The following is a 25,355-nucleotide window of genomic DNA, read 5'->3' on the forward strand; positions in this document are numbered from 1 at the left end:
TATTATTTAATTTCAGTAATAAATTCTTCTGTAGGGCGACGTACTTTTTTTAATACGCTTAACCAATCACCTTCAGGCTGACGACGACCTAAAGCAAGTAAAGTACAAGACATTAAACCTTTCGATTTTAAATCTAATAATTCATCTAATTGGTTTTTATCGAAACCTTCCATTGGTGTCGCATCTACTTTTAATTCTGCAGCGGCTGCAATTGCCATACCAAAACCAATGTGCGCTTGTTTAGATGCATGATGGTGCTGTTGTTCTTCTGTGAAAGTAGAGAACAAGTTATTTAAACCCGCAACGACATCTGCTGTTTTGTCTAAAGGTAAACCACGTTCATTATTTGTATAGTCATAAATTGCTTGAATACGCTCTGGATCCATTTTGTCCCAAGCCGTAAAAACAAGTAAATGAGATGACTCTGTAATTTGAGGCTGATTGAATGCGATAGGTGAAATTTTTTCTTTTAATTCTGGGTTTGAAATAACAAAAATATGAAAGGGTTGTACGCCTGCCGATGTTGGAGCTAAACGAGCAGCTTCAACAATTTGATTTACAAGAGCAGGATCAAGTTTCTCGCCAGTCATACGTTTAGTTGCATAGCGCCAATTTAAAGCATTCAAAAGTTCCATATGTATTCCTATTTTTTACGAGTAGTGTTTAGGGATTAAAGTTGGTATAGCTCTTTTAGTGCAGATTTCAAATCTAAAGGTGGTCTACCTAATAAGGTTTTTAAGTCTGAACTATTAATTTCATATTGATGTTGTTTGATATCTACAACAGTTCCTTTTGTTAAATAAATAAGGAATTCAGGAAGATGGATATCTGTTAATAATTGTTCATACAGAATTTCATCTAAATCGATGTATTCAACTTTATGATGGCTAATCTCACTGAGGGCTTGAGCTACATCTGCATAGGAGTAAGCGACATCGCCTGTAATGTTGTACGTTTTATTTTCGTGATTGTCTTGCACAAGTAAGTTTGCAATTGCTTCACCCATTTCTCTGCGTAAAGCATAGGGAACTTTGCCATCTCCACCTGATAAATAAATACCATTTTCAAAGACTTTATTACCCACAATCATTGGAATTGCATCTGTATACATTGTATTTCGAACAAAAGTGAAGTCTAAGCCTGAAGCTTGAATATACTTTTCTGTCTCAAAATGGCTTTGCATTAAATCTTGAACATTTGATGTTTCAATGTTTTGAATGGCTAGACCTGTGTAAATAATATGTTTTACACCTGCCATTTTTGCAGCATCAATCACATTCTTATGTTGTTCGAAGCGGTTAAACTCCATTGTGGATATTAATAAAAGTTTGGTAACACCTTCAAAGGCATGACCTAAAGATGAGATTTGATTGAAATCACCGATACGAACCTCAATATTTTGTTCTATATATGGTACCGCTTTTTTTTCATCTCGAGCAAAAATAGCAAATTGATTTTTTGATGTAATTTTGCTTAATTGGGAGGTGACACTTGAGCCTAACTGACCTGTTGCGCCTGTAACTAATATCATGTTCTATCCTCTGATTTTTATATGTGAATAGACAATCTAATGAATAAAATAATATTTATATTTCTTCCAATATGTAGAGATATTCTATGTGGTTGAAAGAAATTAGATAATCTAATTATGTGACTTAAGTCAAATAATATGTGTGAATTGTGTTGTTGTAAAGGTAAATTTAAGCTTGCTATACTTGATTATAGTTAAATTATTTTTTGTATGAATAATATATAATAAATAAGTAAAGGCAGTTAAAAAACATGACGAATATCATTAATCAAGCTAGTTGTAGTGCTAGTTTTGTGGTTGCACTTAAAGATGCTTTAAACGTAATTAATGGCAAATGGAAACTGGCAATAGTTTGTACATTGCTTGAGGAACAAAGACGGTTTAAAGATATTGAGCATTTAATTACAGGAATTACGCCACGAATGGTGTCAAAGGAGCTGAAAGAATTGGAAATTAATGGCATCGTTAAAAAATTTGATGTCATCGAAAATGGTTTAAAGGTTACTAAATATGGTTTAACAGAATCGGGTAAAAACTTAGAAAATGTAATTATTACGATGGTTGAATGGGGGAAAGAGCATCGTATATATAGTTTGTTACCCAAGAAAGAGTAAGTTTTGATAAATCGCGCTTTAATTTGTAAAAACGATTAAATATATAAAAAAGTACTGTTTTACCAATATAATATATTTTCGTATTCTAGCTTCACAAGATAAGCACTTATATAAATTGAAGCTAGAGGATATCTCATGAGTTTAATTAACACGCAAGTAAAGCCATTTTCAGCAACTGCATATAAAAATGGTGAATTCGTTGAAGTGTCTGATAAAGACATGATTGGTAAGTGGTCTGTTGTATTTTTCTATCCTGCAGATTTTACATTTGTATGTCCAACAGAATTAGGTGATTTAGCAGATCATTATGCTGAATTCCAAAAAATGGGTGTTGAGGTTTATTCTGTTTCTACAGATACACATTTCACGCATAAGGCTTGGCATGATTCTTCTGAAGAAATCAAAAAAATTGAATATCCAATGGTAGGTGATCCGACTTGGACACTTGCTAAGAACTTTGATGTTCTTATTGAACAAGATGGTTTAGCTGATCGTGGTACGTTTGTAATTGATCCTAATGGAACAATTCAAATTGTAGAAATTAATGCGGGTGGTATTGGTCGTGATGCATCTGAATTACTTCGTAAATTAAAAGCAGCTCAGTATGTATTTACTCACCCTGGTGAAGTTTGTCCTGCTAAGTGGAAAGAAGGTGATGCAACTTTAGCACCGTCAATTGACTTGGTTGGTAAAATCTAATCAATGAATTAGATCAGTAAAAAGCCAGAACATTTGTTCTGGCTTTTTTGTGTCAATTTGAGTGTTATGCAATATAGCCTTGTGTGGATGTTGCATAGTTTCTAACGCCGTAAATAAGGTGATCGATTAACTTTTCCATAACAAGACGTTGACCTTTACGAGAAGAGTAAACAATTTGCACCGTACCAATATTTGAGCACCATTCAGGTAAAATATGAATTAAACGACCGTTGTGAATATCTTGTTCTACGGTTAATAAGGGTAAATCTGCAATACCTAAACCATCTATAGCGGAAAAATAAGCACCCGATAAATCATTACTTTTTATACGCGGATCTAAGTGAATATCAATTTTTTCATTATATTTTTCATTGTATAAAGACCAACGGTAATTGGTTTTTTGCGTACCTAAAACAATACTTGGGTAGTTATAAAGCTCCGTAATATGTTCAATAATATGTCCTTGTAATAACTCAGGGCTTGCAACCAAACAATGTGTTGTGCGAATAACATCACGAACAATAATGCTAGAGTCTTCGTTACTTTCGAAGTTTGTTCTAATGGCTAAATCGATATCATCATGCAAAATATCAACACGACGGCTTGTTAACTCCATTTCGACTTTAACTTTTGGATATTGCTTTAAAAATTGATTTAGTAGTGGACGAATTTGATATTTCATCATGACAGATGGGCAACTCAACTTCACTAAACCACTTGGCTCAAGCGTTTGTTTCATTAAAATATTTTGAGCAACATCTGTTTGTGAAATAATTTTTTCACATGTCTCAAAAAACTCTTGTCCTAAAGGCGTGACCTTAAAATGTCGGGTCGATCTTTGAATAAGCGTGACATCAAATTTATTTTCTAAATCTAAAATTCGACGGCTTAATTTAGACTTTGTAATATTGCTTGCTTCACTAGCTGCACTAAATCCACCATGTTTTACAACAAGGTAAAAGTAGTAATAATCATCAAATGAATGCATGTTCGCTCCGTACAAAGCAATATTTTGAAATTTGAATCCTCATCATAAAGGATATTATTTAAATACCAATTGAAGAAATAATAAAAGCGATCAAAAGATCGCTTTTACATAGGAAACCGTAACTTATTTTTTGGTTGTATTTTGAACGTAACTATTAATTAAGTTACGGTAATCTGGAATGTGTTGGCTAAATAAAGCGCCTAAACCGTCTACATCGTTACGCCAATCACGATGTAACTCACAAGCTGTTCCAAACCAAGTCATAAGCTGAGCGCCAGCATTTGACATACGATCCCATGCAGAATCACGTGTTAAGTGGTTGAAAGTACCTGATGCATCCGTCACGACAAATACATCAAAATCTTCTTCTAGTGCAGATAAGGCTGGGAATGCTACACAAACTTCAGTAACAACACCTGCAATAATAAGTTGTTTTTTACCTGTTGCTTTAACAGCTTTAACGAAGTCATCATTGTCCCAAGCATTAATTTGTCCAGGGCGGGCAATATAGGGTGCATCTGGGAACATTTCTTTTAATTCTGGAACTAAAGGACCATTAGGACCATCTTCAAAGCTAGTTGTTAAAATTGTTGGAAGATTAAAATATTTTGCAGCGGCAGCAAGTGCTAATACATTATTTTTAAATTTATCTGGGTCAATATCACGAACTAAAGAAAGTAAACCTGTTTGATGGTCTACTAATAGTACCGCAGCATTGTCTTTATCTAAGCGAACATATGGCTTACCCATAATAGTATCCTCTGGTTTTCATATACGTAAATTTGATGACAAAAAATCTGGTCAATCTCTAGTGAATATTCATATTAATAGGATAATTTTTTGCTAGATAGCCCATTATTTAGGATTAATAATCTTATAAATAAGATAAAAGAGGCTTTTAAATTATATATTTCAATTTTTTTTCGAATAAATAAAAAATTGTTCTAATTATGAGATGCTGTTTTCTGATTCATCTGTTTTTTAAAGACTCTTTAAAACTTAAAATAAAGGTAAGTTAAATCCGAGCGTAGGAGCTTGAGATGAAAAAAATTATAGGTGTTTATCGCAACGAAAATATGCATTGGGTTGGAGATGGTTTTCCCATGAAAGGACTATTCTCTTATGATCGATTAGGTCAAGCGATTAGCCCATTTTTACTATTAGATTATGCTTCTCCTTATGCATTTGCACCATCTACTGAGCAACATGGTGTGGGTTCTCATCCTCATCGTGGGTTTGAAACCGTGACTATTGCTTATCAAGGTGAAGTGACACATAAAGATTCTGCTGGCGGTGGTGGCACAATCAAAATGGGCGATGTGCAATGGATGACAGCAGGGGCAGGTCTGGTACATGAAGAGTTTCATTCACCTGAATTTGCTAAAAATGGTGGTTTGTTCCAGATGGCACAATTGTGGGTAAATTTACCTGCTAAAGATAAAATGACAGCGCCCCGTTACCAAGCAATTGAAGCTAAGAATATTCCTGTTTTTCAATTTAAAGATAATGCTGGTCATATTCGTGTGATTGCGGGTGCATTTGAGAAGCTTCAAGGTTCAGCATCGACTTTTAGTTCAATTAATGTATGGGATGGTGAATTAGCTGTTGGTTTTAAAGAAATGATTCATGTCCCTGAGGGGCATACTGTGTTGTTTGTTGTACTTGAAGGTGAAATGCTATTAAACGGTACACAAAAAGTGCTAGATAGTTCCATCGTTATGTTTAGTAAAGACAGTGATACCGATATTCAGCTCGAAGCAACAGAAACTGCGAAGTTCTTAGTCCTTACAGGTGAGCCATTAAATGAGCCTATTCAAGGATATGGTCCATTTGTAATGAATACCAAAGAAGAAATTATCAAAGCTTTTGATGATTTCAATAATGGTAAGTTTGGAGAAATTCATGTAACACATTAATTTTTTTAAAATTGATGAATTGTCTTAGAGTATAAAAAAGCCCTTGAGTGACTCAAGGGCTTTTTTATACGCGCTGTAGTTTCGTTCTTATTTTTATTGTGTTTTTGTAGTTGTTATATTTTATTATTGTGATGTATTTATCGTTTTTGTTGGTGCGATAATAACCAATACGTAATTCTTTGTAAATACTTTTAGTGAAAAAAATTAAATTTATTAAATGATTTATATCTGTTTTTTCCAAATATCTCATAAAACCTCAATAAATTCTTGAGTTTGTGTACACATGGTTACAATGTAATTTTATGTGTATTTTGATAGGGCTGCTGTGGAATAGCACACTAAATTAATAATCTGGTAGTTTTTACTAACCGCTTTTTTAAATCTTTAGTTCATAATCTTAGAAAGTTTGAAAATAAAGATGGATTATATTTTGGATATTGCAGTCATTGGTAGTGGCATGGCGGGTCTCGCTACAGCAAGAATTCTTAAAGATGCAGGGCACAATATAACAATATTTGAAGCCTTATCTGGACGTGGCATGGATAGTCACAGTATGGAGTTTGAAGGTGGTTTAATTGATGCTCCATTGCGTGTAATGAACCCTCATCTTTGGAAAAATACGTTGAGCTTAGCCACTCACCTTGGTATTTCTACATATCCTGTTCGTACTTATATGGCATGTAGTTGGTTGTTTGAAGATAAAACTGAAACATGGTTGACTACAACACGTAGCCGTATTGGAAATTTTCCTATTATTAATAATCGGAAAGGCTTACAACAATATGGTTGGCGTTTAGTCAAAGGCATGTTGCAACTAAAAACGGCAATAGCAAAGTTTTTTAAATCAAAAGACCAAGAAATTACGCTTGCTGAATTTATTAATAATAATGATATAGAAGAAGTATTTTGGCATGGTGCGGTTATGCCAGTGCTTTATACCATTTGTACATGTGATCCAAAAACCATTGGTGAATGGCCTGCAAAACCATTATTAATATTTTTACGTCAGTTAACCGATGGCGATGCTTTATTGCGTTTACAAGGTGGCACACCTGCATTTGTAGATAAGCTTATGCAAGGTATAGAAATTAAAAGTGGTTCACCTATTCGTTGTGTAAAAGAGCTGGATGGCAAAGTTTTTGTTGAAAATGAAGCAGGTGAAAACCATTATTTCGATAAAGTTGTAGTGGCAACGCCAACAACAAAAATTGAATCATTTTTAGATAATGAACAATTCGCAGATGATATTGCATTATTAAAGAAATTTAGATTTGAAGATGGTGATTTGGTTATTCATACAGATCAATCTGCAATGCCACCTAAACGTAAAGATTGGGCTGTGTTAAGTTACATGATGGATCGTAAGTTCACTCGTCAGCAATTTACTGTTTGGCTTAACTCGATTGAGCCATCACTTGTAGGTAAAACGCCAATTTTCCAAACATGGCGTCCAGTGGTAGATATTGATCCGAAAAAAGTCATTTCTTCTGTGAAATTAACTCGTGCAGTTGTAGATTCGGACACTATTGCATTAAATAAAGAACTTCAAAAACGCCATAAAGCTTCAGATCGTAAAGTTTATTTCTGCGGTTCATGGTCTTGTGATGGATTGCCAATTTTAGAATCTGCAGTAACTTCAGCGATGAATATTGCAGAAAACTTTGGTGCGCCATTGCCGTTTGTAGGATTAAAACCTAAAGTTGAGGTCGCACCGCAACTTGGTTACTAAAAAATGAAATGGCTTCAAGCAATTCCAAAGATTTTTCCAAAACATAAATATGCAATTAATGCGAAGTTATTGGGAGATGATCATGAACTTGCTTGGAGCAATTTGGGATATTGGGAAGATGTAACATCTTCCTATCCTAAAGCTTGTCAGGCATTAGCAGATCAGCTTGTACAAGCGTTAGAATTATCATCACAAGATTTTTTATTAGACCTTGCTTGCGGGCAGGGGGCTAGTCTTCTTCATTGGCAAAATCATTATCAAATTCAAAAGATTGCTGCTGTAGAGCTTCAACAAGAATGCGTAGAGAAAATTCAAGCTCAGTTACTTTCTCCTATCGATATTTATTGTGATTCATTTTTAAATTTAAAGAATATTTCATTTCAACAAGAGTTTGATGTTGCTGTATGCATAGATGCAGCATATCACGGCAATTTGAATTCATTTCTAAAATCAGTCAATTCAGTTTTAAATTCAAATGGAAAATTAGGATTTCATTATTTGATGCTAGCCGATGAATGGCAAAATTTAAATTCATTCCAAAAGCAAAAGTATAAGTGGTTACTTAAAGCTGCAGATGTAAATTTAGAGCATTTAATGGTGTATCCAGAAATGAAGCAGACCCTAGAAAGTTATGGATTCAAAGACATTAAAATCATTGATCTATCTAAACAGGTGTTTGCTGGTTTTTCGATGTACGTAAACGATGTATTAAATTTAAATGTGAAAGGGAATAGCTTAGATAGTTTTAAAATTGAAATGACAGCAAAGCTATGTGCGAAATTATATGAAGATGGTTTGGTGAAATACGTACAAGTAACAGCTAAAAAATAATAATTAGAAGAAAAACACAAGCTGTAAAAACATCAAAGCCTCACTAAAAAGCGAGGCTAAGAAATGGTGCCGGCACACGGATTCGAACTGTGGACCTACTGATTACAAGTCAGTTGCTCTACCAACTGAGCTATGCCGGCGTTGTGGAATGCATTCTACAGAAAGTTTGCTTGAATGCAAGCCAAAAAATAAGCACTTAGCTCTGTTTTTAAGTTTTTTCGTGAAATTAAGAAAGAAATTTTCAATTTGGATTCATAAATCACTTAGCTCATTACAAATAAGCGATTTATGAATCGGTTTTAAATAAGGTGTTTAGTTTGAAATTATTTACTACGTAATATTCGGTCTAGATCTTGAGCGCATTCTTCTAATGTAAATGCTGTGTCTAGCTGCAGTTGAGGTTTTAACTCCATTGCGAGTTTTCTCCATTCATCGATAAGGCGTATAGCTTTTTGAATTTTGTGTTTATTTACGTCTTTAGCAATGGTAGGGGTATATCCTCCTCGTTTAGCGTTTTTAATTTGTTTGACATAGTTTGCGCTGTTATTCATGTTTGCTCCCCCGAATAGCAGTTTCTATATGTTGTGTTTCTTGGAGTAACGCTTTTTTTAAATATGAAGGTTAGAAGTAATATTACATGGTCACAAAGAGCGTATTTTTCGAATATTTTAAATACGTAGTTTTTTTGTGATAACTCTTTTTTAACATACAGTTGCGACCTTGTCTTTAATGTTTTTTACAGCAATTTGTAATAAAAAATGTCAAAAAGTAAGCAAGAATAGATTGGAAATATAGATTCATAAAAACACAATATATAGAAATTAAACTATTTAGAGTTCTGTGTGTTTTACACTTCATTTTCTTATTTTTAATATTTTGAAATAAAAAAGACCTAGATTCTATATCTAAGTCTTTGATAATTTGGCGGTGAGAGAGGGATTCGAACCCTCGATACGCGCAAACGTATACACACTTTCCAGGCGTGCTCCTTAAGCCACTCGGACACCTCACCATATAGGCGATGGATAATAACGAAAAAAAAATATTCTGCCAAGCTGAAACAATTGATTTAAAGAAAAACTTTTACGGTGGTGATATGATTCGCCAAAATACTGTCTAAAATGAAGACAAAATATGCAAAATACTGCGAAAAAAGCGGCATTGCCTGTTATTACTCTTGCAGCACTGGGTGTTGTATTTGGTGATATTGGTACAAGTCCACTTTATGCATTTCGTCAATGTTTCTTAACAGCGCACTTAGCAATTACAGATGCTACGGTGTTAGGTATTCTCTCTCTCATATTTTGGTGCATGATGCTGAGTATCAGCTTCAAATACGTCACTATTATCATGCGTGCAGATAACAATGGTGAAGGCGGTATTATGTCTTTACTTGCATTGAATTTACGAACGACTCGAATAGCTGAAAATAAGAAAATTTATTTGATTGCATTGGGCTTTATTGGCGCCTCTCTCTTTTTTGGTGACGGTATTATTACTCCAGCTATTTCTGTTTTATCGGCCATTGAAGGTATTAGTATTGCAACACCAATGTTTAACCATTGGTTAGAGCCACTTTCTATTGGTATTTTGGCAGGTTTATTTTTAGTTCAACGTCATGGTACGGCAACAATGGGCAAGTTTTTTGGCCCACTTACATTGTTGTGGTTTTTATCTATAGGTATTTTCGGGCTATGGAGTATTAGCCAAACACCATTCATATTAACAATGATTAGTCCGCATTGGGCGTTCAATTTTGTCATAAATGAGCCTTATATTGCATTTTTAACAATGGGTGCTGTTGTTTTAACAATGACAGGTGGTGAAGCGCTTTATGCCGATATGGGGCATTTTGGTAGATTACCTATTCGTTTAGCTTGGTTTATTATTGTTTTGCCATGTTTATTGCTGAACTATGCAGGACAAGGTGCATTATTACTACGTAATCCTGAGGCGATTGCAAACCCGTTTTATATGCTTATTCCACAGTGGGCTTTATTCCCTATGATTGGGCTTGCAACGGCAGCGGCAGTGATTGCATCGCAAGCAGTTATTACAGGTGTGTTTTCTATGGTGAATCAAGCGATTCAACTTCGCTATTTACCACGTTTAACAGTGCGTCATACATCTGATGTAGAGCAAGGGCAAATTTATATCCCATTTATTAACTGGGTATTATTTATTTCTGTATTAATTCTAATTTTACTCTTTAAAAATAGTGCAAACCTTGCAAATGCGTATGGCGTGGCAGTCACTATGACAATGCTATGTGGCACTATCTTAATTAGTGTATTAGCTTATGGTTTGTGGCGTTGGCCTCTTTGGAAAGTTATATTATTTGCAACACCATTTTTAATTTTAGATTTCATTTTTGTCGCTTCAACATCGCTTAAAATTGTGTCTGGTGGATGGGTACCAATTATGATTGGTGCTGTATTGTTTACCATTTTAATGACATGGAAAGATGGACGAGCACTTGTATTAAAACGTCTGGAACGAGATGCTTTGCCAATCGATTTATTTATTAAAAGTGTGAATTCGGGTAGCGAAACTAAATTTGTTCCAGGTGATGCAATTTTTCTTACTGGAACTCCAAACATTGTTCCTCATGCGATGCTCCATAATATTAAGCACAATAAAGTCTTACATGAACGCAATATTATGGTCACTATTATTACCAGAGATGTACCGTATGTTGAGGCAGAAGATCGAATAACAGTAGAAAAGCTAGATGAGCGTTTTTACCGAATTAGTATGTATTACGGTTTTAAAGATCAGCCGAATATTACACAAGCACTTCAACAGGCATATCAAGAGCTTGGATTTGATTTCGACTTAATGCAAGTAAGCTTCTTTATTTCAAGAGATCGTATTATTCATTCTGTTGGTGATGGTATGGCACCATGGAGAGAGAAACTCTTTATTTCATTGCAGCGTAATACAAGTCCTGTGAGTGATTTTTATCAAATTCCGACAAATCGTGTGGTAGAACTCGGAAGTCAGATTGAGATTTAATCCATAAGGTCTTACATGTTGCGCATAAAAAAACCAGAATTTATTCTGGTTTTTTTTATATCAAACAGCAAATAAGCGATTATTGAGCTGGTGCTTCAGGTGTAGCTGTTTCAGATGCAGGACTTTCATCTGCTACAGCGTCAGATGTTGCTACTTCAGATGCAGGAATTTCTTCCGTTACTTGAGTTGCATCACCTAAAATTTTAATTTTTCCACTAGCAGCCAATTCTTTTAATGAACCTGGTTGACCATTTACAGTAGTTGTAATTTTTGCTTGAGATAAACTTTCTAGAGTTTCACCTGGTTGAACAGCTGGTTCAGCAAAAGCTGCGATGCTAATAATGCCAGCGATAAGACCTAAACCTAAAATTTTAGTAGAACGCATAAAATACTCCAAGTAATCATGATTTTTTGCTTATTTTGTATTTTAATTTCTTACATTTTTAAGTTCTACTAAACATACGAAATCTCAAATAGATTACTTAAAAACTTTATATAAAAAAGACATGTTGTTACAACATAGTAAGTCTGTATATTTTTTTTGCCTATTTGTTGGACGATCAGATTTTGCAGCATATACAAGCTCTGTGGTGCTTGTTAATCTGCTCAAAAATTTATGTATATGTACAGTACTTGCAGATCTAATGGCGAAGAAGAGAACCAGTTCGAAGAATATTTTTACTCAACTTTTTGGACAGAATGGTTTAAAAGTTGTTTTGGGCTTAGTTGCCTCTGGAAGTTTTGCAATTGCCTTTGGACAAGAAAAAATTAGTCAATGGATTTCATTACCTTCTCTATCTTCTTCAAGTTCTGAATGTGCTGTTCAGTTTTATAAAGAAGCTCCACCATTTTTAGCGAAAGAGTCATTAAGTAAAAATACATATGCTCTGTGTTTTAATGGCTTTAATGTGATGTATTCAGGCATTTCACGCACTCCACTTTGGGTGGCTGAGGCCTTAACACCACAACGTTTAAGTCAAAAAATTCCGCGTGAAGATAGTTTTCATGAAGAACTAAAAGTTCCATTGGCATATCGTGCGACATTGGCTGATTATCGGGGTTCAGGTTATGACCGTGGGCATATGGCACCTAATGCAGATATGTCTACAAAAGCAGCACAGTCGGATAGTTTTTCGCTTGCGAATATGGTGCCTCAAGCACCTAAAAATAATCAAAAAGTTTGGCGTGAACTAGAAGAAGCAACGCGTGCTATTGTAACGAAGCAAAAGCATGATGTGTATGTGGTAACAGGGCCAACATTCACAGGGAAAAAATTAAAAACCATTGGGGCAAATAAGGTTATTGTTCCAACTGCAGTTTTTAAGGCGGTTTATATTCCTAAAACAGGTGCAATAGGCGCATATTACGCACCAAACGATAATTCGCTTATGGTGAAAGTTGTTAGTATTTGCTATTTAGAAGAACAATTAGGAATGAATATTTTTCCTCAATTGACTGAAGAGCAAAAGCGAAATACATATAAATTACCGTTAAAGGCAAATTTAGTAAAAGCGAATCAAGAAATTGCATACTCACATTGGGATGCAGAAAGTCAGTGTGCAGAAGATGTTCCAAGTGATCAATTGCTTGCAGTTCAAAAGCAGTTTAAGTCTGATGGTTTAAGCGCAGAAAATACAGATCAAAAAAGTTCAACTCAACCCAATATAGATCCAAACACGCAAGATGCAATTGTAAAACAGCTTGTAGAAGCACTATTACAATATATTTTACAGTTGATAAGATAGGTTTGAGCGCATACTATTTTAAATGGAATAATGAACATCATATTCACACAACAAAAAATAACGTGAGATAAATATGTTTAAAGCTTTTCAAAATGGAACAGAATCACATTCAATTCATGATCTTACAATTGAAAATGATGTAGATCGTGTCAATATTTATGGTAATTTGCAAATTACTAAAGATCAGGCGGGCTTGCAAGCAGCACTTGCATTACAAGCAGTTTTAAATCAGTTAGTACAGCAATTACAAAATGAAAGTGATTTACCAGAACATATTCAAGATAAAGATAGTGATGAAATTGAAAATCCCTTTTTATAAGTATGTGAATATGTTCCACATGGAACATAAAAAAGCCCACGATTCAGTGGGCTTTTTTATTACTGAAATGAGTAGGGTTTAATCTGATTTTTTAGCAACAAGGTTGTAAATTACAGCACCGATAATAGCGCCGATAATTGGAGCAATCCAGAAAACCCACAATTGGCTCATTGCAGCAGTTTCAGCAAAGAATGCAACACCAGTACTACGTGCTGGGTTAACTGAAGTATTTGTTACAGGAATACTGATTAAGTGAATAAGTGTTAATGCTAAACCAATTGAAATTGGAGCAAAACCTGCAGGAGCACGTTTATCTGTAGCTCCCATAATGACAATTAAGAAGAAGGCTGCTAATACAATTTCGATTACCAATGCAGACATAAGTGAATATTTTCCTGGAGATAATTCACCGTAACCATTTGTAGCGAAGCCACCAGTACCACTAAAACCAACTTGACCTTGAACAATGATATACAGAACAAGTGCTGCAAGTGTTGCACCTATCACTTGAGAAATAATATACGGTGCAAGTTCTTTGACTTCAAAACGACCACCTGCCCATAAGCCAATACTTATAGCAGGGTTAAAATGACCACCAGAAATATGGCCAAGTGCATAAACACCTGTTAAAACAGTTAAACCAAAGGCAAGGGCAACACCAGCAAAACCAATGCCCAGTTCGGGGAAGGCAGCAGCAAGAATAGCACTACCACAACCACCGAAGACTAACCAAAAAGTTCCTAGAAGCTCTGCTAAATATTTATTCATTTATATTCTCCAGCAATTTATTTTTATTGCTTTATTAAGATTTTAAATTATTTATATGTATTTATTGTTGCAAGCGAACTTTAGCGTTATTTTTAATCAAATTCAATTTTTTTAAACTTTATAATATTGATATATCTGTAATTTAAACTTTTTATTCTGTATTTTAATTTGCATACCTAATAAAAAAGAGTGCAGATAAAGCACTCTTTTTTATAAAGATAATCGACTTTTAAAGACGCATTTCAATACCTTGATCGGCAAGATATTTTTTTGCTTCAGGAATAGTGTGCTGACCAAAGTGGAAAATAGAAGCAGCAAGAACCGCATCTGCACCACCTTTTAAAATACCATCAGCTAAGTGCTGTAAATTACCTACACCACCAGAAGCAATTGTAGGAATCGTTACGCGATTGTTAATTTGACGCATCAATTCGATGTCATAACCTGCTTTAGTCCCATCGGCATCCATTGATGTAATAAGGAGCTCACCTGCACCAAAGTCTGCCATTTTAACAGCCCAATCAATCGCATCGATACCTGTTGGTTTACGACCGCCGTGAGTGAAAATTTCCCATTTGTTTTCAGCGGTTTTTTTCGCATCAATAGCGACAACAATACATTGTGCACCAAAACGCTGAGAAGCCTCTTGTACAAACTCTGGATTGAACACAGCAGCTGAGTTAATGCTGACTTTATCTGCACCAGCATTTAACAATAAACGAATATCTTCAACTTTACGTACACCACCACCAACTGTTAAAGGTACAAATACAGACTCAGCCATACGCTCTACGGTACGGTAAGTGGTATCGCGACCATTTGAGGTTGCGGTAATATCTAAGAAGGTGATTTCATCTGCACCTTGTTCGTTATAACGACGTGCCACTTCAACTGGATCGCCTGCATCACGAATATCTAAAAATTGAACACCTTTGACTACACGGCCATTATCTACGTCTAGGCAAGGAATAATACGTTTAGCAAGCATAATTTTTTCCAATAATTACAGCATATTACGAAACTGACCTACGGTTGGTGCTACACCTTGGTAGATGGACAATGTATTCTATCAAAAATATGTAAGTTTTTTCGCAGGTTTTCTATGTCGGTTTATACCACTTTGACTTTATCGGAAGTTCAGGATTTTGCTACGCCTTATGGATTAAAGGTAATAGACCTGATTCCAATTCAGGGAGGAATTCAAAATACCAACTATTTTGTAGTTGTTGAAAGTGGTCAACAGTATGTATTAACCATATTTGAAGAAATGGATGAACGTGGAGCAGGTGAGCTTGTACCTGTGCTTGAACATTTAGGCAAAGCTGGTTTGACAGTACCTGTGCCATTAAGTCATTCAGGTAAAGCAATTCATACATTAAAAGATAAACCTGCACAAATTGCACCACGTATGATGGGAGAACATCCCATGCCAACTTCATTAGAGCAAGCGAAACAAATTGCAGTTGCTCAAGCAAAAATGCATGTTGCTTTAAAAAACTTTCCATTGGAACGTGCGGAATATCGTGATCATGCTTATTGGCGCAAGGTCTCTCAAGAATTAAAACCTACATTAAATGTTGCAGACAAAACATTATTGAATGAACTTTTAGGTCTTTATGATGTACTTTCAGCAACTTATCCTGATCGTCCGAAAGGCTTCATTCACTCGGATTTATTCCGTGATAACACGTTATTTGAGGGTGATGAGTTAAAAGGTATTCTCGACTTTTACGAATTAAATAAAGATGAATTTTTATTTGATATCGCAATTACTTTAAATGACTTCTGTACAGAATATCCAGATGTACATTTAAATGAAGATCGTGCAATTGCATTCTTAACTGCTTATGAAACCGTGCGCCCTTTAACTGCTGATGAACGTGCATGTTTAGAAATTTACTTAGCGATGGCAGCAGGTCGTTTCTGGATGATGCGTTTACAAGTTGCTCAAAAAAATGCAGCGGAAGGTCGTACTGGTGATGATATTTTGCAAAAAAATCCTTTAGAAATGCGTAATATGCTGATCGAAAGATTAAAGTTTGTTACTGCTTAAAAGGAAATGTGAAAATGCGTGATCAAGGGCGACTGGTTGAGTGGTTTGATGATAAAGGTTATGGATTTATTCAACCGAATGATTCAAATAAAGGTCGTGTATTTTTACATATTAAAGATTTTTCTCGCCAAGGCCCACGTCCAATCGTGGGTTGTGCATTAGATTATCAAGTAATTTTAGATGAAAAAGGGCGTTATAAAGCACAAAAAGTTGTGTATTTAAAAGCGGCTCAAGCTGTTAAATCTAAAAAAACTTCATCTTCAGCAAATATTGTCAAAATGAACAAGAAAATACAGCCAATGCAAATGTTGTGCATTGCGTATATTTTATTTTTGGCATTGTTAACGCTAATTGGTCTATTAGATGGAATTTTCTTGTTATTTATAAGCTTAATTAATGCAGCGACTTATTGGTTTTATTCACAAGATAAAGAAGCTGCTCAGCTTAATAAACAGCGTGTTCCTGAAAACTCGTTACATCTTCTCTCGTTTTTAGGTGGATGGCCTGCGGCATGGCTTGCGCAAGAAAAACTGCGTCATAAAACACAAAAACAACCATTTAGAAAGATTTATTTTTGTACTATAGTTTTTAATATTCTTTTGATTGTTTGGTTGGTTTCACCATTAAATAGTTTTTCTGTTTAATAAAATATAACTCTTAGAGGACATAAAATGACTTATTCAATAGATCAAGATTCAAATCGTACACTTACGATTGTTTTATATGTTCTTTATATTGTTGCAATTTTTTCAGCAGGTGTTTTGGCAATTATTGCATTAATTATTAATTATATTAAGCGCGATGCCGTTAAAGGTTCAATTTTTGAAAGTCATTTCACGTGGCAAATTCGCACTTTTTGGTGGTATTTAATTTGGAATGTCGTTGCTTTTGTTCCATTCCTATTTTTATTCTTCACAGGTGAAAATCCAAATGCCTTTGTTGGTATTGCATTTGGTGCTTCTGCTTTTTGTGTCGCAATGATTGCTCTTTCATGGGTTTGGATTGTGTATCGTGCAATTCTTGGTTTAATACGTGTGAATGATAATAAGCCAATGTATCAAGATTAATTTTTAAATAATCATAAAAAAAGAGCTAATTTATAGCTCTTTTTTTTGATTTTTCTGATTTAAAAATTTTGGTCGCCATTCACTTAATATTACACCTAGAACAACACAGGCACCGCCAACAAGGGCAAGTAACGGTAAGCGTTCACCTGCAATACGCCCAATAAGCGCAGCCCAAACTGGTTCACCTGCATAAATAATTGCAGCTTGTGAAGATTCTACAGATTGTTGTGCCCAATTCATCACAAGTTGAATACATGCACTTGCACAGCCTAAGCCCAATAAAATAGTGATAAGAATCCAGTTAAATTGTGGTAAGCCTTGCTCACCCAATAGCGGACTCATTATGAAACAAAATAGAGAGGCAAAAATAAGCTGTAAAACAGTTACTCGTCTTACATTTACTTTTCCAGCAAAATAGCCAATAAAAATAATTTCGAGAGCAATCGCAATTGAGCCTAAAATCGTAATGATTTGTCCAAAATGCAGCTGAACTTGTCCGAAACCATTTCCTGTTAAGAAAACTAATCCAATAAAGGCAAAGATCACTCCAAGCCAAGTCATAATATGTGGTTTATTTTTAAAAATGAGCCATATAAAAATTGGAACTAGGGGAACATAAAGTGCGGTTAAGAAAGCAGATTCGCTGCTACTAATGGTTTGTAAACCAATGGTTTGAGTACCATAACCTATAGCGATTACAGCACCAATTACAGCGCCCGCAAATATTTCTTTGCTATTAAAATTTTTCAGATATTTTAAAGAAAGTAGGCTAACAGCAATTGCAGCGGCAGCAAAACGTAGCGCCACAAACATAATAGGGTTGCTAAAATTCAGGGCATATTGAACAGTAATAAAACTGCCACCCCAAATGATGGTAATAAAAATGAGTGAGAGTTGAGGGGCTTTGGCTTTCATCCAAGCCGTGGTATTGGAAGACATGAGATCATCTAAAATGGGAAATTAAAAATCAAATAAAAAAGAGGTCCGAAGACCTCTTTCACATTTTAAAACTTATAACGATTGGTCAAGTAGAAGCTGTGCTTCACGCAAGTTAAGCGTGTTTTCATAAATAGCACGACCTGTAATTGCACCTAAAATGCCAGGTTGACCTTTTAAGTTACGAACGTCATCTAGGTTCGTTACACCGCCAGAAGCAATTACAGGTAAACCTGAATAAGTCGCAAGATTAACGGTTTGTTCTACGTTAACACCTTGCATCATGCCATCACGTGCAATGTCTGTATAAACAATGCTAGAAACGCCTGCATCTGCAAAACGCTTAGCAAGATCAGTTGCTTTTACATCAGTAACATTTGCCCAGCCATCTGTTGCAACCATGCCATTCATTGCATCAATACCAACAATGATATGACCTGCAAATTTCTTACAAGCTTCTTCTACAAATGCAGGATCTTGAACTGCTTTTGTCCCAATGATGACAAAAGAAACACCAGCTTCTAGATAATGCTCAATTGTTTCTAAAGAACGAATACCACCGCCAATTTGAATTGGAAGCTCTGGTTGAGCTTTACAAATTGCTTCAACAACAGGTTTATGAATAGGCGTACCTGCGAAAGCACCATTCAAGTCAACTAGATGGAGACGACGTGCGCCTTCGTTTACCCAATGCTGTGCAGTTGCTACTGGATTATCAGAAAATACAGTATCGTCTTCCATACGACCTTGTTTTAAACGGACACATTTGCCATCTTTCAGGTCAATTGCAGGAATGATTAGCATGCTTTCGCTCCAAGCCAAATCTTGATGAATTTAATGGCGACAATCTTAACAAAGTATTGGCAATTCTCTAAGCATCTGATGATGGTTTTATTTTAATCGGGCGTATTCGGAGCTTTAAATTGGTGTTGGGAATGTCTTTTGGCAATAAACCTAAGCGTAATAGCTCTTCAAAAACTAAAACTGCACCGTAAGCATCTGCTGCTGCATAAGAAATTTGTGGTGGGCTCAATTCTTTCTTTGCCCAGTTTGATGTGCTTATTTTTTTAGATTTAGGAAAATGCAGGTTAAATAATATTGCAATCGCATTTTTAAGCCCAACTTGATTTTTATATCCAAAGCTAGAAAAGCATTTAGAGAGTTCAATAACGCTGTTGAGTTCTATGCCTTTTTTTCTGAAAAGATGAGCATCATTTTTTAGTCCAAAACCAACTTTAATTTGGTCTCGATTGCTAAAAATAGGTGCTAAAAATTGAATAATTTCATTGTTTACTTGGAATAAATAGGCTTTTTCTAATGTGGCTAATTGAATAAGGTGAGGGCCTGTTTGTGTTTCGCCTTTGGTAAATGTGGGTTTCGATTCTGAATCGAAGCCGAATAATGCTGTGCTATAAAGTTCTTCTTGTAATGCTAAACATTGATCGAGTGTTTTTAGCACAATAATTTGATTCGAAGATAAGTTTTTAAATAAAGGAAGCTTTGAGATTTCCTCTTTGGATAATAAAGCAGGTTGTCGCGCTTCCATATAATTTCAAACTTAAATCAATAGTTTTTGAGATTAAAGGGTTTTGAGTGTTTAAGCAAAAATAAAGCCCACCGAAGTGAGCTTTTTTGAATTCGTCTGAAAAATTAGATTTTCCATTCCACAAAGTTTTTCAACAGTTGTAAGCCTGCTGTATGACTTTTTTCAGGGTGGAATTGAGTCGCGAATAAGTTCTCTTTATGAATTGCTGTACAGAACTCAAGACCATAATCACATGTTGCCGCAACAATAGATTTCTCTTGTGGTTCAACATAAAAGCTATGCACAAAGTAAAAACGCGCATCTTGCTCAATGTCTTTCCACATTGGGTGGCTTGGGTCAGCTTGACGAACTTGGTTCCAACCCATGTGAGGTACTTTTAAACCATCAACATCGGGGAAGCGTTTTACACTACCTTCAAAAATACCCAGTGCATCTGCACCGCCATTTTCTTCAGAATGTTGCATTAATGCTTGCATGCCTACGCAAATTGCGAGTACAGGCTTATTGAATACGGCATTACGTACAACGTCATCAATACCTGCTTCATGCATACCTTGCATACAGTCACGCATTGCGCCCACACCTGGAAATACAATTTTGTCTGCTTGTGCAATTAACTTTGGATCATTTGTCACATCAACAGTTGCACCCACATGTTCGAGTGCTTTAGCTGCCGAGTGAAGATTTCCCATGCCATAGTCGAGAAGGGCAATACGGGTCATTACAAAGTACCTTTAGTTGAAGCAACAGTATTTTCAGCACGTGGATCTACTTCACATGCCATACGAAGTGCGCGAGCAAATGCTTTAAATACGCTTTCGATTTGGTGATGACTATTTTTGCCTTTCAAATTATCAATGTGAAGCGTCATTAATGCGTGGTTCACAAAGCCTTGGAAAAACTCAGAGAATAAATCTACGTCGAATGTACCAATACGAGCACGTGTAAACGGAATATCCATCCATAAACCCGGACGGCCTGATAAATCGACAACTACGCGACTTAATGATTCATCAAGTGGTGCATAAAAATGACCGTAGCGTTTAAGGCCTTTTTTATCGCCTAATGCTTGTGCAAAAGCTTGACCAAGTGTGATACCACAGTCTTCTACAGTGTGGTGATCATCAATTTCAAGGTCGCCATCACAATGAATATCGATATCAAATAAGCCATGTCGCTTGATTTGATCGATCATATGATCTAAAAAGGGAACACCTGTATTGAGGGTGCCTTGACCCGTACCATCAAGATTTACACGAACACGAATTTTAGTTTCGTTGGTATTTCTTACCACTTCACTGATACGTTGCGTCATAAACACGTTCCTCAAAAACGTCGAAATGATTGATATAAAATATTTTTAGCGGTGACTAAACACTGCATATTAGATTGCTCAGGAGGGTTAATCAATGCCTATTAACGTACATGCCAAAACTTCTATTGAAAATGACGAAGTCCGTACTCAGCTTGAGCGACTGTATGACACCAGCCCAGAGTTTGCAGATGGGAAAGATGCCACAGAACAACTTGAACAAAACTTAGATCAGTATACCTTACTTTACATTGCAGAATTTAATACAAAAATTATTGGTGCTGTGTGGTGTACAGGAAAAGATGACGCACGAACGATTGAAAATATTGTTATTCATCCTGCTAACCGTGGGCGTGGTGTTGCTGAGCGCTTAGTGAGTGAAGTATGCAGAATGGAAGAAGAAAAAGGTGTGACAACATTTATTCCAGGTTGTGGTGCAATTCATCGTTGTTTAGAAAGTTTGAATAAGCTTTAAATTGCTACGTAAGCATTAATTAATTGTTTGTAAATTAAGCGATATTCAAATTAAATTGCTGAATGTGATTTAAAAGTGAACATTTGATTGAATATCAAAGAAAGTAACTTGACGTGTTAACGCTGAAACGGTTTAATACGCGTCATCGGCGTGATAGCTCAGTAGGTAGAGCAACGGATTGAAAATCCGTGTGTCCCCAGTTCGATCCTGGGTCTCGCCACCATATTCAAACGTGAAAGCGTTTAAAAAAATCTCTAACAATAGTTGGAGATTTTTTTTGTGCAAAAAAAAAGCATTTAAATAAAAAAGTTAGGATTTATATTGACTATTATGTCGAGATACGGCTTAATACACCGCATCGGCGTGATAGCTCAGTAGGTAGAGCAACGGATTGAAAATCCGTGTGTCCCCAGTTCGATCCTGGGTCTCGCCACCATATTCAAAAAACCTCAAACAATGTTTGGGGTTTTTTATTGCTTAAAATTTGTGTCTAAGCATTGTTTTACTAGATAAATTCGCTAAATTAAAAATTCCAATCATGCGAATATTCGAATTAAAATGAAAGATTTATTTTCGAACCATAGTCAGCTTTATCAAAAAGCACGTCCTTGTTATCCGCAAAGTATCGCCAATGAAATTTTAAAATATGTTGAATATATAGAGCTTGCTTGGGATTGTGGGGCAGGTTCAGGGCAATTCACACAAATATTAAGTCCATATTTTTCAAAAGTAATTGCAACGGATTTAAGTCAGCAACAATTAGATCAAGCACCTGTATTAAGCAATGTGCAGTATTTAGCGCAACCTGCGGAAGAAAATGATTTTCCATCGGCATGTTTTGATTTAATTACAGTAGCGCAAGCTATCCATTGGTTTAATTTTGATGACTTTTATAAGGAAGTAAAACGAGTACTGAAACCGAATGGTGTTTTTGCTGTAGTTGGATACGGCTTAATTCAGGCGAAAAATGAGAAACTTCAAAATGCGATTCAGCATTTATATTTTGAAACTTTAAAAGGATATTGGGATGTTGAACGGCATTATGTAGATGAATCTTATTTAACAATTCCATTTCCTTTTCAAGAAATTGAGATGCCAAAATTACACATGGAATATGAGTGGTCTGCTATTCAATTGTTAGATTATTTTAGAACATGGTCTGCAATAAGGCATTATCAAAAGCAAAATGTAGATGATCCTTTGGCAGAATTAAAATACTTATTCAATCAAAATGATGTTGTTTATAAAGTTCAATTTCCAATCTTATTACGCATAGGGCGCTAGTCTTGGATCGATATATCAGAAATAAGTCGTTTGCCAAAGCATACAACCTCAACTTCTTCATATCCTAATTGTTCATAGAAGTTTTGAATGTCGATATTGTCTTTACGAACCAACAATTGCAACTTTGGGCAGCCAAGTGCAATTAAACGTTTTTCAAGTTGCTGTATAAGCGCTGTGGCGATGCCATTGCGTTGAACGTGAGGATGAACTGCTAAATAGTTTAACCAGCCTCTGTGACCATCGTAGCCACCCATAATTGTAGCAATAAGTTCGTTATCTTTTACTGCGACTAAAAATAAATCATCCTTTTGAGCAACTTTTCTGAATATATCAATTTCAGGATTATTCCAAGGGCGTGTTAAATCACAAATTTCCCAAAGTGAAATAATATCGTCTAAATCTGTTTCTGCAAATTGTCTGATAATAAACATATTTGTTTAAAAGTGATCGAATAAGGATAGTTTGAGATTAGTTAAAATTGTATGAATAGTAAACAGTTTTTAGATGTTGTAAAGTTAAAGTAAGTTTGAAATTTTACATAAACAAATATATTGTGTGATATTAATCACAATAAATATTAAAAATGAAAGATTTAATTACTAAAGGTTCAATGACAGATCACGGTGGAATTATTCAGGAAGGAACTGATAGGTTTATGGTCGAAGGCTTACCCGTTCATCTTGAAGGAATGACGCACTATTGCCCAACTTGTAAAACGATGTCTACAGCAAAATCTATGAAACCTAGTTTCATGACGGTTGATGGTAAAAACATTATCGCTGTAGATGACATTTCATCATGTGGCTCTCGTTTTGTAGATTCTAGTCAAGGGCTTGCACGAAGAGAAGCAGGGTATAAAAGTAATAGTTCTTCTTCATTTCTAGAAGCACTCAAAAGTTTTATTAATTCTCCTAGTAAAGATGCCTTTGACGAACAAGTAGCTACAGATTTTAGCTTTGCTGAAGGAATGCCATATTTTATAGAAACCAAAGACGGACGCATTTTTAAGGGCGTCATTGGTGATGATGGAAAATTACCTCGTGTACCAACCCCAAATAATGAGCCATATAAGCTCTTTCTTGGGGAAGAAGCAATTGAAAAAGGTGCGGAATAATGGGATGGTTTTCTGCTGATGTGGAAACAAATGTTAAACGTGGTTCCGTTGCTTCGTGTAGCTCTGTTGGAATTGTTCCAGTTATTTTTAAAGAGCTGTGGTTTAATTATGAAGATGGAGACCCTCCTTACCAAATAAATGGTAAACCCCCAAAGGGATTTGAAAATCAATGTGCTATTCGCATGAGTGTTACGCTGCATAAATTAGGCGTAAAAATGCTTACATTCTCATCAAAATATATAAAACCTGAAAGAAATGAGGCATCAATAGGGCGAATAGAGCTAAATGGAAAGGCAACAGCCACGAGAGCCAATGAATTTGCACAATGGTTAAATACTAGACCTATCTGCGGAATTGGACCTGCTGAAAATATCACAGGCGAAGATTGGAAGAAAAAAATTGAAGGTAGAACAGGTATAATTTTTTTCGGAGACTATTGGCAACGAGATGATGAAACTGTTGATAGTGCAAGCGGTGGTCATGTAGATCTATGGAATAAAACTCGACCTACTAGTAATTGGACTGTGTTTTTTAGATTCACTCTTGGTATTGATAGTATGCGTGTTGGTCGCTATCAGTATGTGAATTATGGTAAAGCTAAACGTATTTTATTTTTTGAAGTTAAATGATGAAAAAATTTATTTTCCCCATTTTAGGTTTTTTAATAACAATTATATTAATGCAGCTTTCATATGAAATCTTCACTTTTGCTTTTGATGATAAATATCCTTGTGCAGAAGGATGTAGTTCGGAATTCAATAAATTTTTAATGATATATACATGGTCCATGTTTATCTTGGGTGCAGGAATAGGGTATTTTTATGCCATAAAAAAAGTAAACTGGATTTTTATCATTTTTATCATTTTTACATTTCTTTTATTGTCATTTCCTTTACATTGGTATGCCTCTACTTATGGTTACGGCTTGAACCTAAGTTACTAAAGCTGAATTAAGATTAAAGGAAAAACTGGAATTATTTTCTTTGGTGAATATTGGGAGAGAGATGGCGAGAGTCCTGATGTTGCAAGTGGTGGGCACATTGATTTATGGAATAAAAATACTTTAACACCTAGTTTTGAATCTTTTTTGCGTTTTACTCTAGGTTTAGATTCTGCAACTTTACTGAATATGTATAATTTAGGCAAAGCTAAACGTATATGGTTTTATGAGGTGAAGTAGTATGAAAAAAACCATCTACCCTATAATTACAGTACCTCTTTTAGCTATAACTCTTGAATACTTATATATCCCCTTTACCACTTTTACTGAATACCGTCCTTGTTTAGAAGGGTGTAGTAGTATCTTTAAGAACATTACAATTTCAATATATTTAACTGCATTCGTTGCGATGGGCGTTATAAGCTATTTTTGCGCTGTAAAAAAACTAAATAAATGTCATTTGCTTGGTTTTT

The 25,355-nt window shown here is 35.3% G+C and carries 30 protein-coding genes and 4 tRNA genes; 18 read left to right on the forward strand and 16 right to left on the reverse strand.

All coding sequences use genetic code 11. The features are described 5' to 3' along the window. Positions 1-2 precede the first annotated feature (2 nt). On the reverse strand, positions 3-635 hold the full coding sequence (locus AC5YDH_RS04695; protein ID WP_496117224.1) for a nitroreductase family protein: 633 nt from the start codon (positions 633-635) through the stop codon (positions 3-5). A 35-nt stretch (positions 636-670) separates the two neighbouring features. Then, on the reverse strand, positions 671-1,531 hold the full coding sequence (locus tag AC5YDH_RS04700) for an SDR family oxidoreductase (RefSeq protein ID WP_496117226.1): 861 nt from the start codon (positions 1,529-1,531) through the stop codon (positions 671-673). 251 nt (positions 1,532-1,782) lie between these two features. Between AC5YDH_RS04700 and AC5YDH_RS04705 the strand changes: the two genes are divergently transcribed. Both AC5YDH_RS04705 and ahpC read left to right on the forward strand, forming a co-directional pair. Then, on the forward strand, positions 1,783-2,145 hold the full coding sequence (locus tag AC5YDH_RS04705; RefSeq protein WP_496117228.1) for a winged helix-turn-helix transcriptional regulator: 363 nt from the start codon (positions 1,783-1,785) through the stop codon (positions 2,143-2,145). A 135-nt stretch (positions 2,146-2,280) separates the two neighbouring features. Beyond that, positions 2,281-2,844 carry an alkyl hydroperoxide reductase subunit C gene (gene ahpC / locus AC5YDH_RS04710; RefSeq protein WP_496117230.1) on the forward strand — a complete coding sequence of 188 codons (564 nt, stop codon included), beginning with the start codon at positions 2,281-2,283 and terminating at the stop codon, positions 2,842-2,844. Between the two features lie 64 nt (positions 2,845-2,908). On the opposite strand, the gene AC5YDH_RS04715 is transcribed toward ahpC, so the two are convergent. Together AC5YDH_RS04715 and ycaC are read right to left on the reverse strand one after the other, a co-directional pair. After that, positions 2,909-3,832 carry a LysR substrate-binding domain-containing protein gene (locus tag AC5YDH_RS04715; RefSeq protein WP_496117232.1) on the reverse strand — a complete coding sequence of 308 codons (924 nt, stop codon included), beginning with the start codon at positions 3,830-3,832 and terminating at the stop codon, positions 2,909-2,911. A 123-nt stretch (positions 3,833-3,955) separates the two neighbouring features. After that, positions 3,956-4,582 (reverse strand): isochorismate family cysteine hydrolase YcaC, encoded by a 627-nt coding sequence (gene ycaC / locus AC5YDH_RS04720; RefSeq protein WP_496117234.1) that lies wholly within the window; start codon positions 4,580-4,582, stop codon positions 3,956-3,958. A gap of 290 nt (positions 4,583-4,872) precedes the next feature. Here ycaC and AC5YDH_RS04725 point away from each other — a divergent pair, with 290 nt between their 5' ends. The 3 genes from AC5YDH_RS04725 to AC5YDH_RS04735 all read left to right on the forward strand — a co-directional run bounded on the left by AC5YDH_RS04725 (position 4,873) and on the right by AC5YDH_RS04735 (position 8,308). After that, positions 4,873-5,748: a pirin family protein gene (locus AC5YDH_RS04725; protein ID WP_496117236.1), complete on the forward strand. Its 876-nt coding sequence runs from the start codon at positions 4,873-4,875 to the stop codon at positions 5,746-5,748. A 430-nt stretch (positions 5,749-6,178) separates the two neighbouring features. Beyond that, the gene (locus tag AC5YDH_RS04730; protein WP_496117374.1) at positions 6,179-7,477 is read left to right on the forward strand and encodes an FAD-dependent oxidoreductase; all 1,299 of its coding nucleotides are present in this window, start codon (positions 6,179-6,181) and stop codon (positions 7,475-7,477) included. A gap of 3 nt (positions 7,478-7,480) precedes the next feature. Next, positions 7,481-8,308, forward strand: a complete 828-nt coding sequence (locus AC5YDH_RS04735; protein ID WP_496117238.1) for an SAM-dependent methyltransferase — start codon at positions 7,481-7,483, stop codon at positions 8,306-8,308. A gap of 64 nt (positions 8,309-8,372) precedes the next feature. Here AC5YDH_RS04735 and AC5YDH_RS04740 read toward each other — a convergent pair. From AC5YDH_RS04740 to AC5YDH_RS04750, 3 genes are all read right to left on the reverse strand, one after another. After that, a tRNA-Thr gene (locus AC5YDH_RS04740) sits at positions 8,373-8,448 on the reverse strand. A 183-nt stretch (positions 8,449-8,631) separates the two neighbouring features. Continuing rightward, positions 8,632-8,859 carry a hypothetical protein gene (locus AC5YDH_RS04745; protein WP_496117239.1) on the reverse strand — a complete coding sequence of 76 codons (228 nt, stop codon included), beginning with the start codon at positions 8,857-8,859 and terminating at the stop codon, positions 8,632-8,634. A gap of 371 nt (positions 8,860-9,230) precedes the next feature. Further along, positions 9,231-9,320, reverse strand: a tRNA-Ser gene (locus tag AC5YDH_RS04750). Between the two features lie 122 nt (positions 9,321-9,442). Between AC5YDH_RS04750 and AC5YDH_RS04755 the strand changes: the two genes are divergently transcribed. Further along, a complete protein-coding gene (locus tag AC5YDH_RS04755; RefSeq protein ID WP_496117241.1) occupies positions 9,443-11,323 on the forward strand; it encodes a potassium transporter Kup in 1,881 nt (626 codons plus the stop codon). A 79-nt stretch (positions 11,324-11,402) separates the two neighbouring features. Here AC5YDH_RS04755 and AC5YDH_RS04760 read toward each other — a convergent pair whose 3' ends face one another. Next, positions 11,403-11,708, reverse strand: a complete 306-nt coding sequence (locus tag AC5YDH_RS04760) for a hypothetical protein (protein ID WP_496117243.1) — start codon at positions 11,706-11,708, stop codon at positions 11,403-11,405. Between the two features lie 259 nt (positions 11,709-11,967). On the opposite strand from AC5YDH_RS04760, the gene AC5YDH_RS04765 reads away from it, so the two are divergent. Together AC5YDH_RS04765 and AC5YDH_RS04770 are read left to right on the forward strand one after the other, a co-directional pair. Beyond that, the gene (locus tag AC5YDH_RS04765) at positions 11,968-13,068 is read left to right on the forward strand and encodes a DNA/RNA non-specific endonuclease (protein WP_496117245.1); all 1,101 of its coding nucleotides are present in this window, start codon (positions 11,968-11,970) and stop codon (positions 13,066-13,068) included. A gap of 73 nt (positions 13,069-13,141) precedes the next feature. Continuing rightward, positions 13,142-13,387, forward strand: a complete 246-nt coding sequence (locus tag AC5YDH_RS04770) for a hypothetical protein (protein ID WP_496117247.1) — start codon at positions 13,142-13,144, stop codon at positions 13,385-13,387. Positions 13,388-13,465: 78 nt separating this feature from the next. On the opposite strand, the gene aqpZ is transcribed toward AC5YDH_RS04770, so the two are convergent. Then, positions 13,466-14,155, reverse strand: coding sequence for an aquaporin Z (gene aqpZ, locus AC5YDH_RS04775; RefSeq protein ID WP_496117249.1), 690 nt, complete (start codon positions 14,153-14,155; stop codon positions 13,466-13,468). Between the two features lie 229 nt (positions 14,156-14,384). Then, entirely contained in the window at positions 14,385-15,143 is a 759-nt protein-coding gene (gene hisF / locus AC5YDH_RS04780) for an imidazole glycerol phosphate synthase subunit HisF (protein WP_496117251.1), read from the reverse strand. Positions 15,144-15,257: 114 nt separating this feature from the next. Between hisF and AC5YDH_RS04785 the strand changes: the two genes are divergently transcribed. The 3 genes from AC5YDH_RS04785 to AC5YDH_RS04795 are packed head-to-tail and all read left to right on the forward strand — an operon-like array spanning position 15,258 to position 17,275. Next, positions 15,258-16,208, forward strand: a complete 951-nt coding sequence (locus tag AC5YDH_RS04785; RefSeq protein WP_496117252.1) for a homoserine kinase — start codon at positions 15,258-15,260, stop codon at positions 16,206-16,208. A 14-nt stretch (positions 16,209-16,222) separates the two neighbouring features. Next, the gene (locus tag AC5YDH_RS04790) at positions 16,223-16,852 is read left to right on the forward strand and encodes a DUF1294 domain-containing protein (RefSeq protein ID WP_496117254.1); all 630 of its coding nucleotides are present in this window, start codon (positions 16,223-16,225) and stop codon (positions 16,850-16,852) included. 27 nt (positions 16,853-16,879) lie between these two features. After that, entirely contained in the window at positions 16,880-17,275 is a 396-nt protein-coding gene (locus tag AC5YDH_RS04795) for a DUF4870 family protein (protein WP_496117255.1), read from the forward strand. 30 nt (positions 17,276-17,305) lie between these two features. Here the strand turns inward: AC5YDH_RS04795 and AC5YDH_RS04800 are convergent, their stop codons facing one another. The 5 genes from AC5YDH_RS04800 to hisB all read right to left on the reverse strand — a co-directional run bounded on the left by AC5YDH_RS04800 (position 17,306) and on the right by hisB (position 21,072). Continuing rightward, positions 17,306-18,214, reverse strand: a complete 909-nt coding sequence (locus AC5YDH_RS04800) for a DMT family transporter (protein WP_496117256.1) — start codon at positions 18,212-18,214, stop codon at positions 17,306-17,308. Positions 18,215-18,286: 72 nt separating this feature from the next. Then, the gene (hisA, locus tag AC5YDH_RS04805) at positions 18,287-19,015 is read right to left on the reverse strand and encodes a 1-(5-phosphoribosyl)-5-[(5-phosphoribosylamino)methylideneamino]imidazole-4-carboxamide isomerase (RefSeq protein WP_496117258.1); all 729 of its coding nucleotides are present in this window, start codon (positions 19,013-19,015) and stop codon (positions 18,287-18,289) included. A gap of 67 nt (positions 19,016-19,082) precedes the next feature. Next, positions 19,083-19,757 (reverse strand): 3'-5' exonuclease, encoded by a 675-nt coding sequence (locus AC5YDH_RS04810; protein WP_496117260.1) that lies wholly within the window; start codon positions 19,755-19,757, stop codon positions 19,083-19,085. 104 nt (positions 19,758-19,861) lie between these two features. After that, positions 19,862-20,479 carry an imidazole glycerol phosphate synthase subunit HisH gene (hisH, locus tag AC5YDH_RS04815; RefSeq protein ID WP_496117261.1) on the reverse strand — a complete coding sequence of 206 codons (618 nt, stop codon included), beginning with the start codon at positions 20,477-20,479 and terminating at the stop codon, positions 19,862-19,864. Further along, positions 20,479-21,072 carry an imidazoleglycerol-phosphate dehydratase HisB gene (hisB, locus tag AC5YDH_RS04820; protein ID WP_054580861.1) on the reverse strand — a complete coding sequence of 198 codons (594 nt, stop codon included), beginning with the start codon at positions 21,070-21,072 and terminating at the stop codon, positions 20,479-20,481. Before hisB ends, hisH begins: the two co-directional genes overlap by 1 nt. A gap of 94 nt (positions 21,073-21,166) precedes the next feature. Here hisB and AC5YDH_RS04825 point away from each other — a divergent pair, with 94 nt between their 5' ends. The 4 genes from AC5YDH_RS04825 to AC5YDH_RS04840 all read left to right on the forward strand — a co-directional run bounded on the left by AC5YDH_RS04825 (position 21,167) and on the right by AC5YDH_RS04840 (position 22,828). Further along, positions 21,167-21,544 carry a GNAT family N-acetyltransferase gene (locus AC5YDH_RS04825; protein WP_496117264.1) on the forward strand — a complete coding sequence of 126 codons (378 nt, stop codon included), beginning with the start codon at positions 21,167-21,169 and terminating at the stop codon, positions 21,542-21,544. A gap of 147 nt (positions 21,545-21,691) precedes the next feature. Beyond that, positions 21,692-21,767: transfer RNA gene (locus AC5YDH_RS04830), tRNA-Phe, on the forward strand. A 137-nt stretch (positions 21,768-21,904) separates the two neighbouring features. Further along, positions 21,905-21,980 (forward strand) — tRNA-Phe (locus tag AC5YDH_RS04835). Positions 21,981-22,102: 122 nt separating this feature from the next. Further along, the gene (locus tag AC5YDH_RS04840) at positions 22,103-22,828 is read left to right on the forward strand and encodes a class I SAM-dependent methyltransferase (protein ID WP_496117266.1); all 726 of its coding nucleotides are present in this window, start codon (positions 22,103-22,105) and stop codon (positions 22,826-22,828) included. Here the strand turns inward: AC5YDH_RS04840 and AC5YDH_RS04845 are convergent. Further along, positions 22,825-23,259: a GNAT family acetyltransferase gene (locus tag AC5YDH_RS04845; protein ID WP_496117268.1), complete on the reverse strand. Its 435-nt coding sequence runs from the start codon at positions 23,257-23,259 to the stop codon at positions 22,825-22,827. The genes AC5YDH_RS04840 and AC5YDH_RS04845 overlap by 4 nt on opposite strands. Positions 23,260-23,411: 152 nt before the next feature. On the opposite strand from AC5YDH_RS04845, the gene AC5YDH_RS04850 reads away from it, so the two are divergent. From AC5YDH_RS04850 to AC5YDH_RS04860, 3 genes are all read left to right on the forward strand, one after another. Beyond that, complete coding sequence (locus tag AC5YDH_RS04850; RefSeq protein ID WP_496117270.1) at positions 23,412-23,942, forward strand: PAAR domain-containing protein; 531 nt, start codon at positions 23,412-23,414, stop codon at positions 23,940-23,942. Beyond that, positions 23,942-24,571 (forward strand): T6SS effector amidase Tae4 family protein, encoded by a 630-nt coding sequence (locus AC5YDH_RS04855; RefSeq protein ID WP_496117272.1) that lies wholly within the window; start codon positions 23,942-23,944, stop codon positions 24,569-24,571. The genes AC5YDH_RS04850 and AC5YDH_RS04855 overlap by 1 nt, the downstream gene beginning before the upstream one ends. A gap of 347 nt (positions 24,572-24,918) precedes the next feature. Beyond that, positions 24,919-25,122, forward strand: a complete 204-nt coding sequence (locus AC5YDH_RS04860; RefSeq protein ID WP_496117376.1) for a T6SS effector amidase Tae4 family protein — start codon at positions 24,919-24,921, stop codon at positions 25,120-25,122. The last annotated feature ends 233 nt before the right edge of the window (positions 25,123-25,355 follow it).

It is taken from the genome of Acinetobacter sp. FY683, from assembly GCF_059515885.1.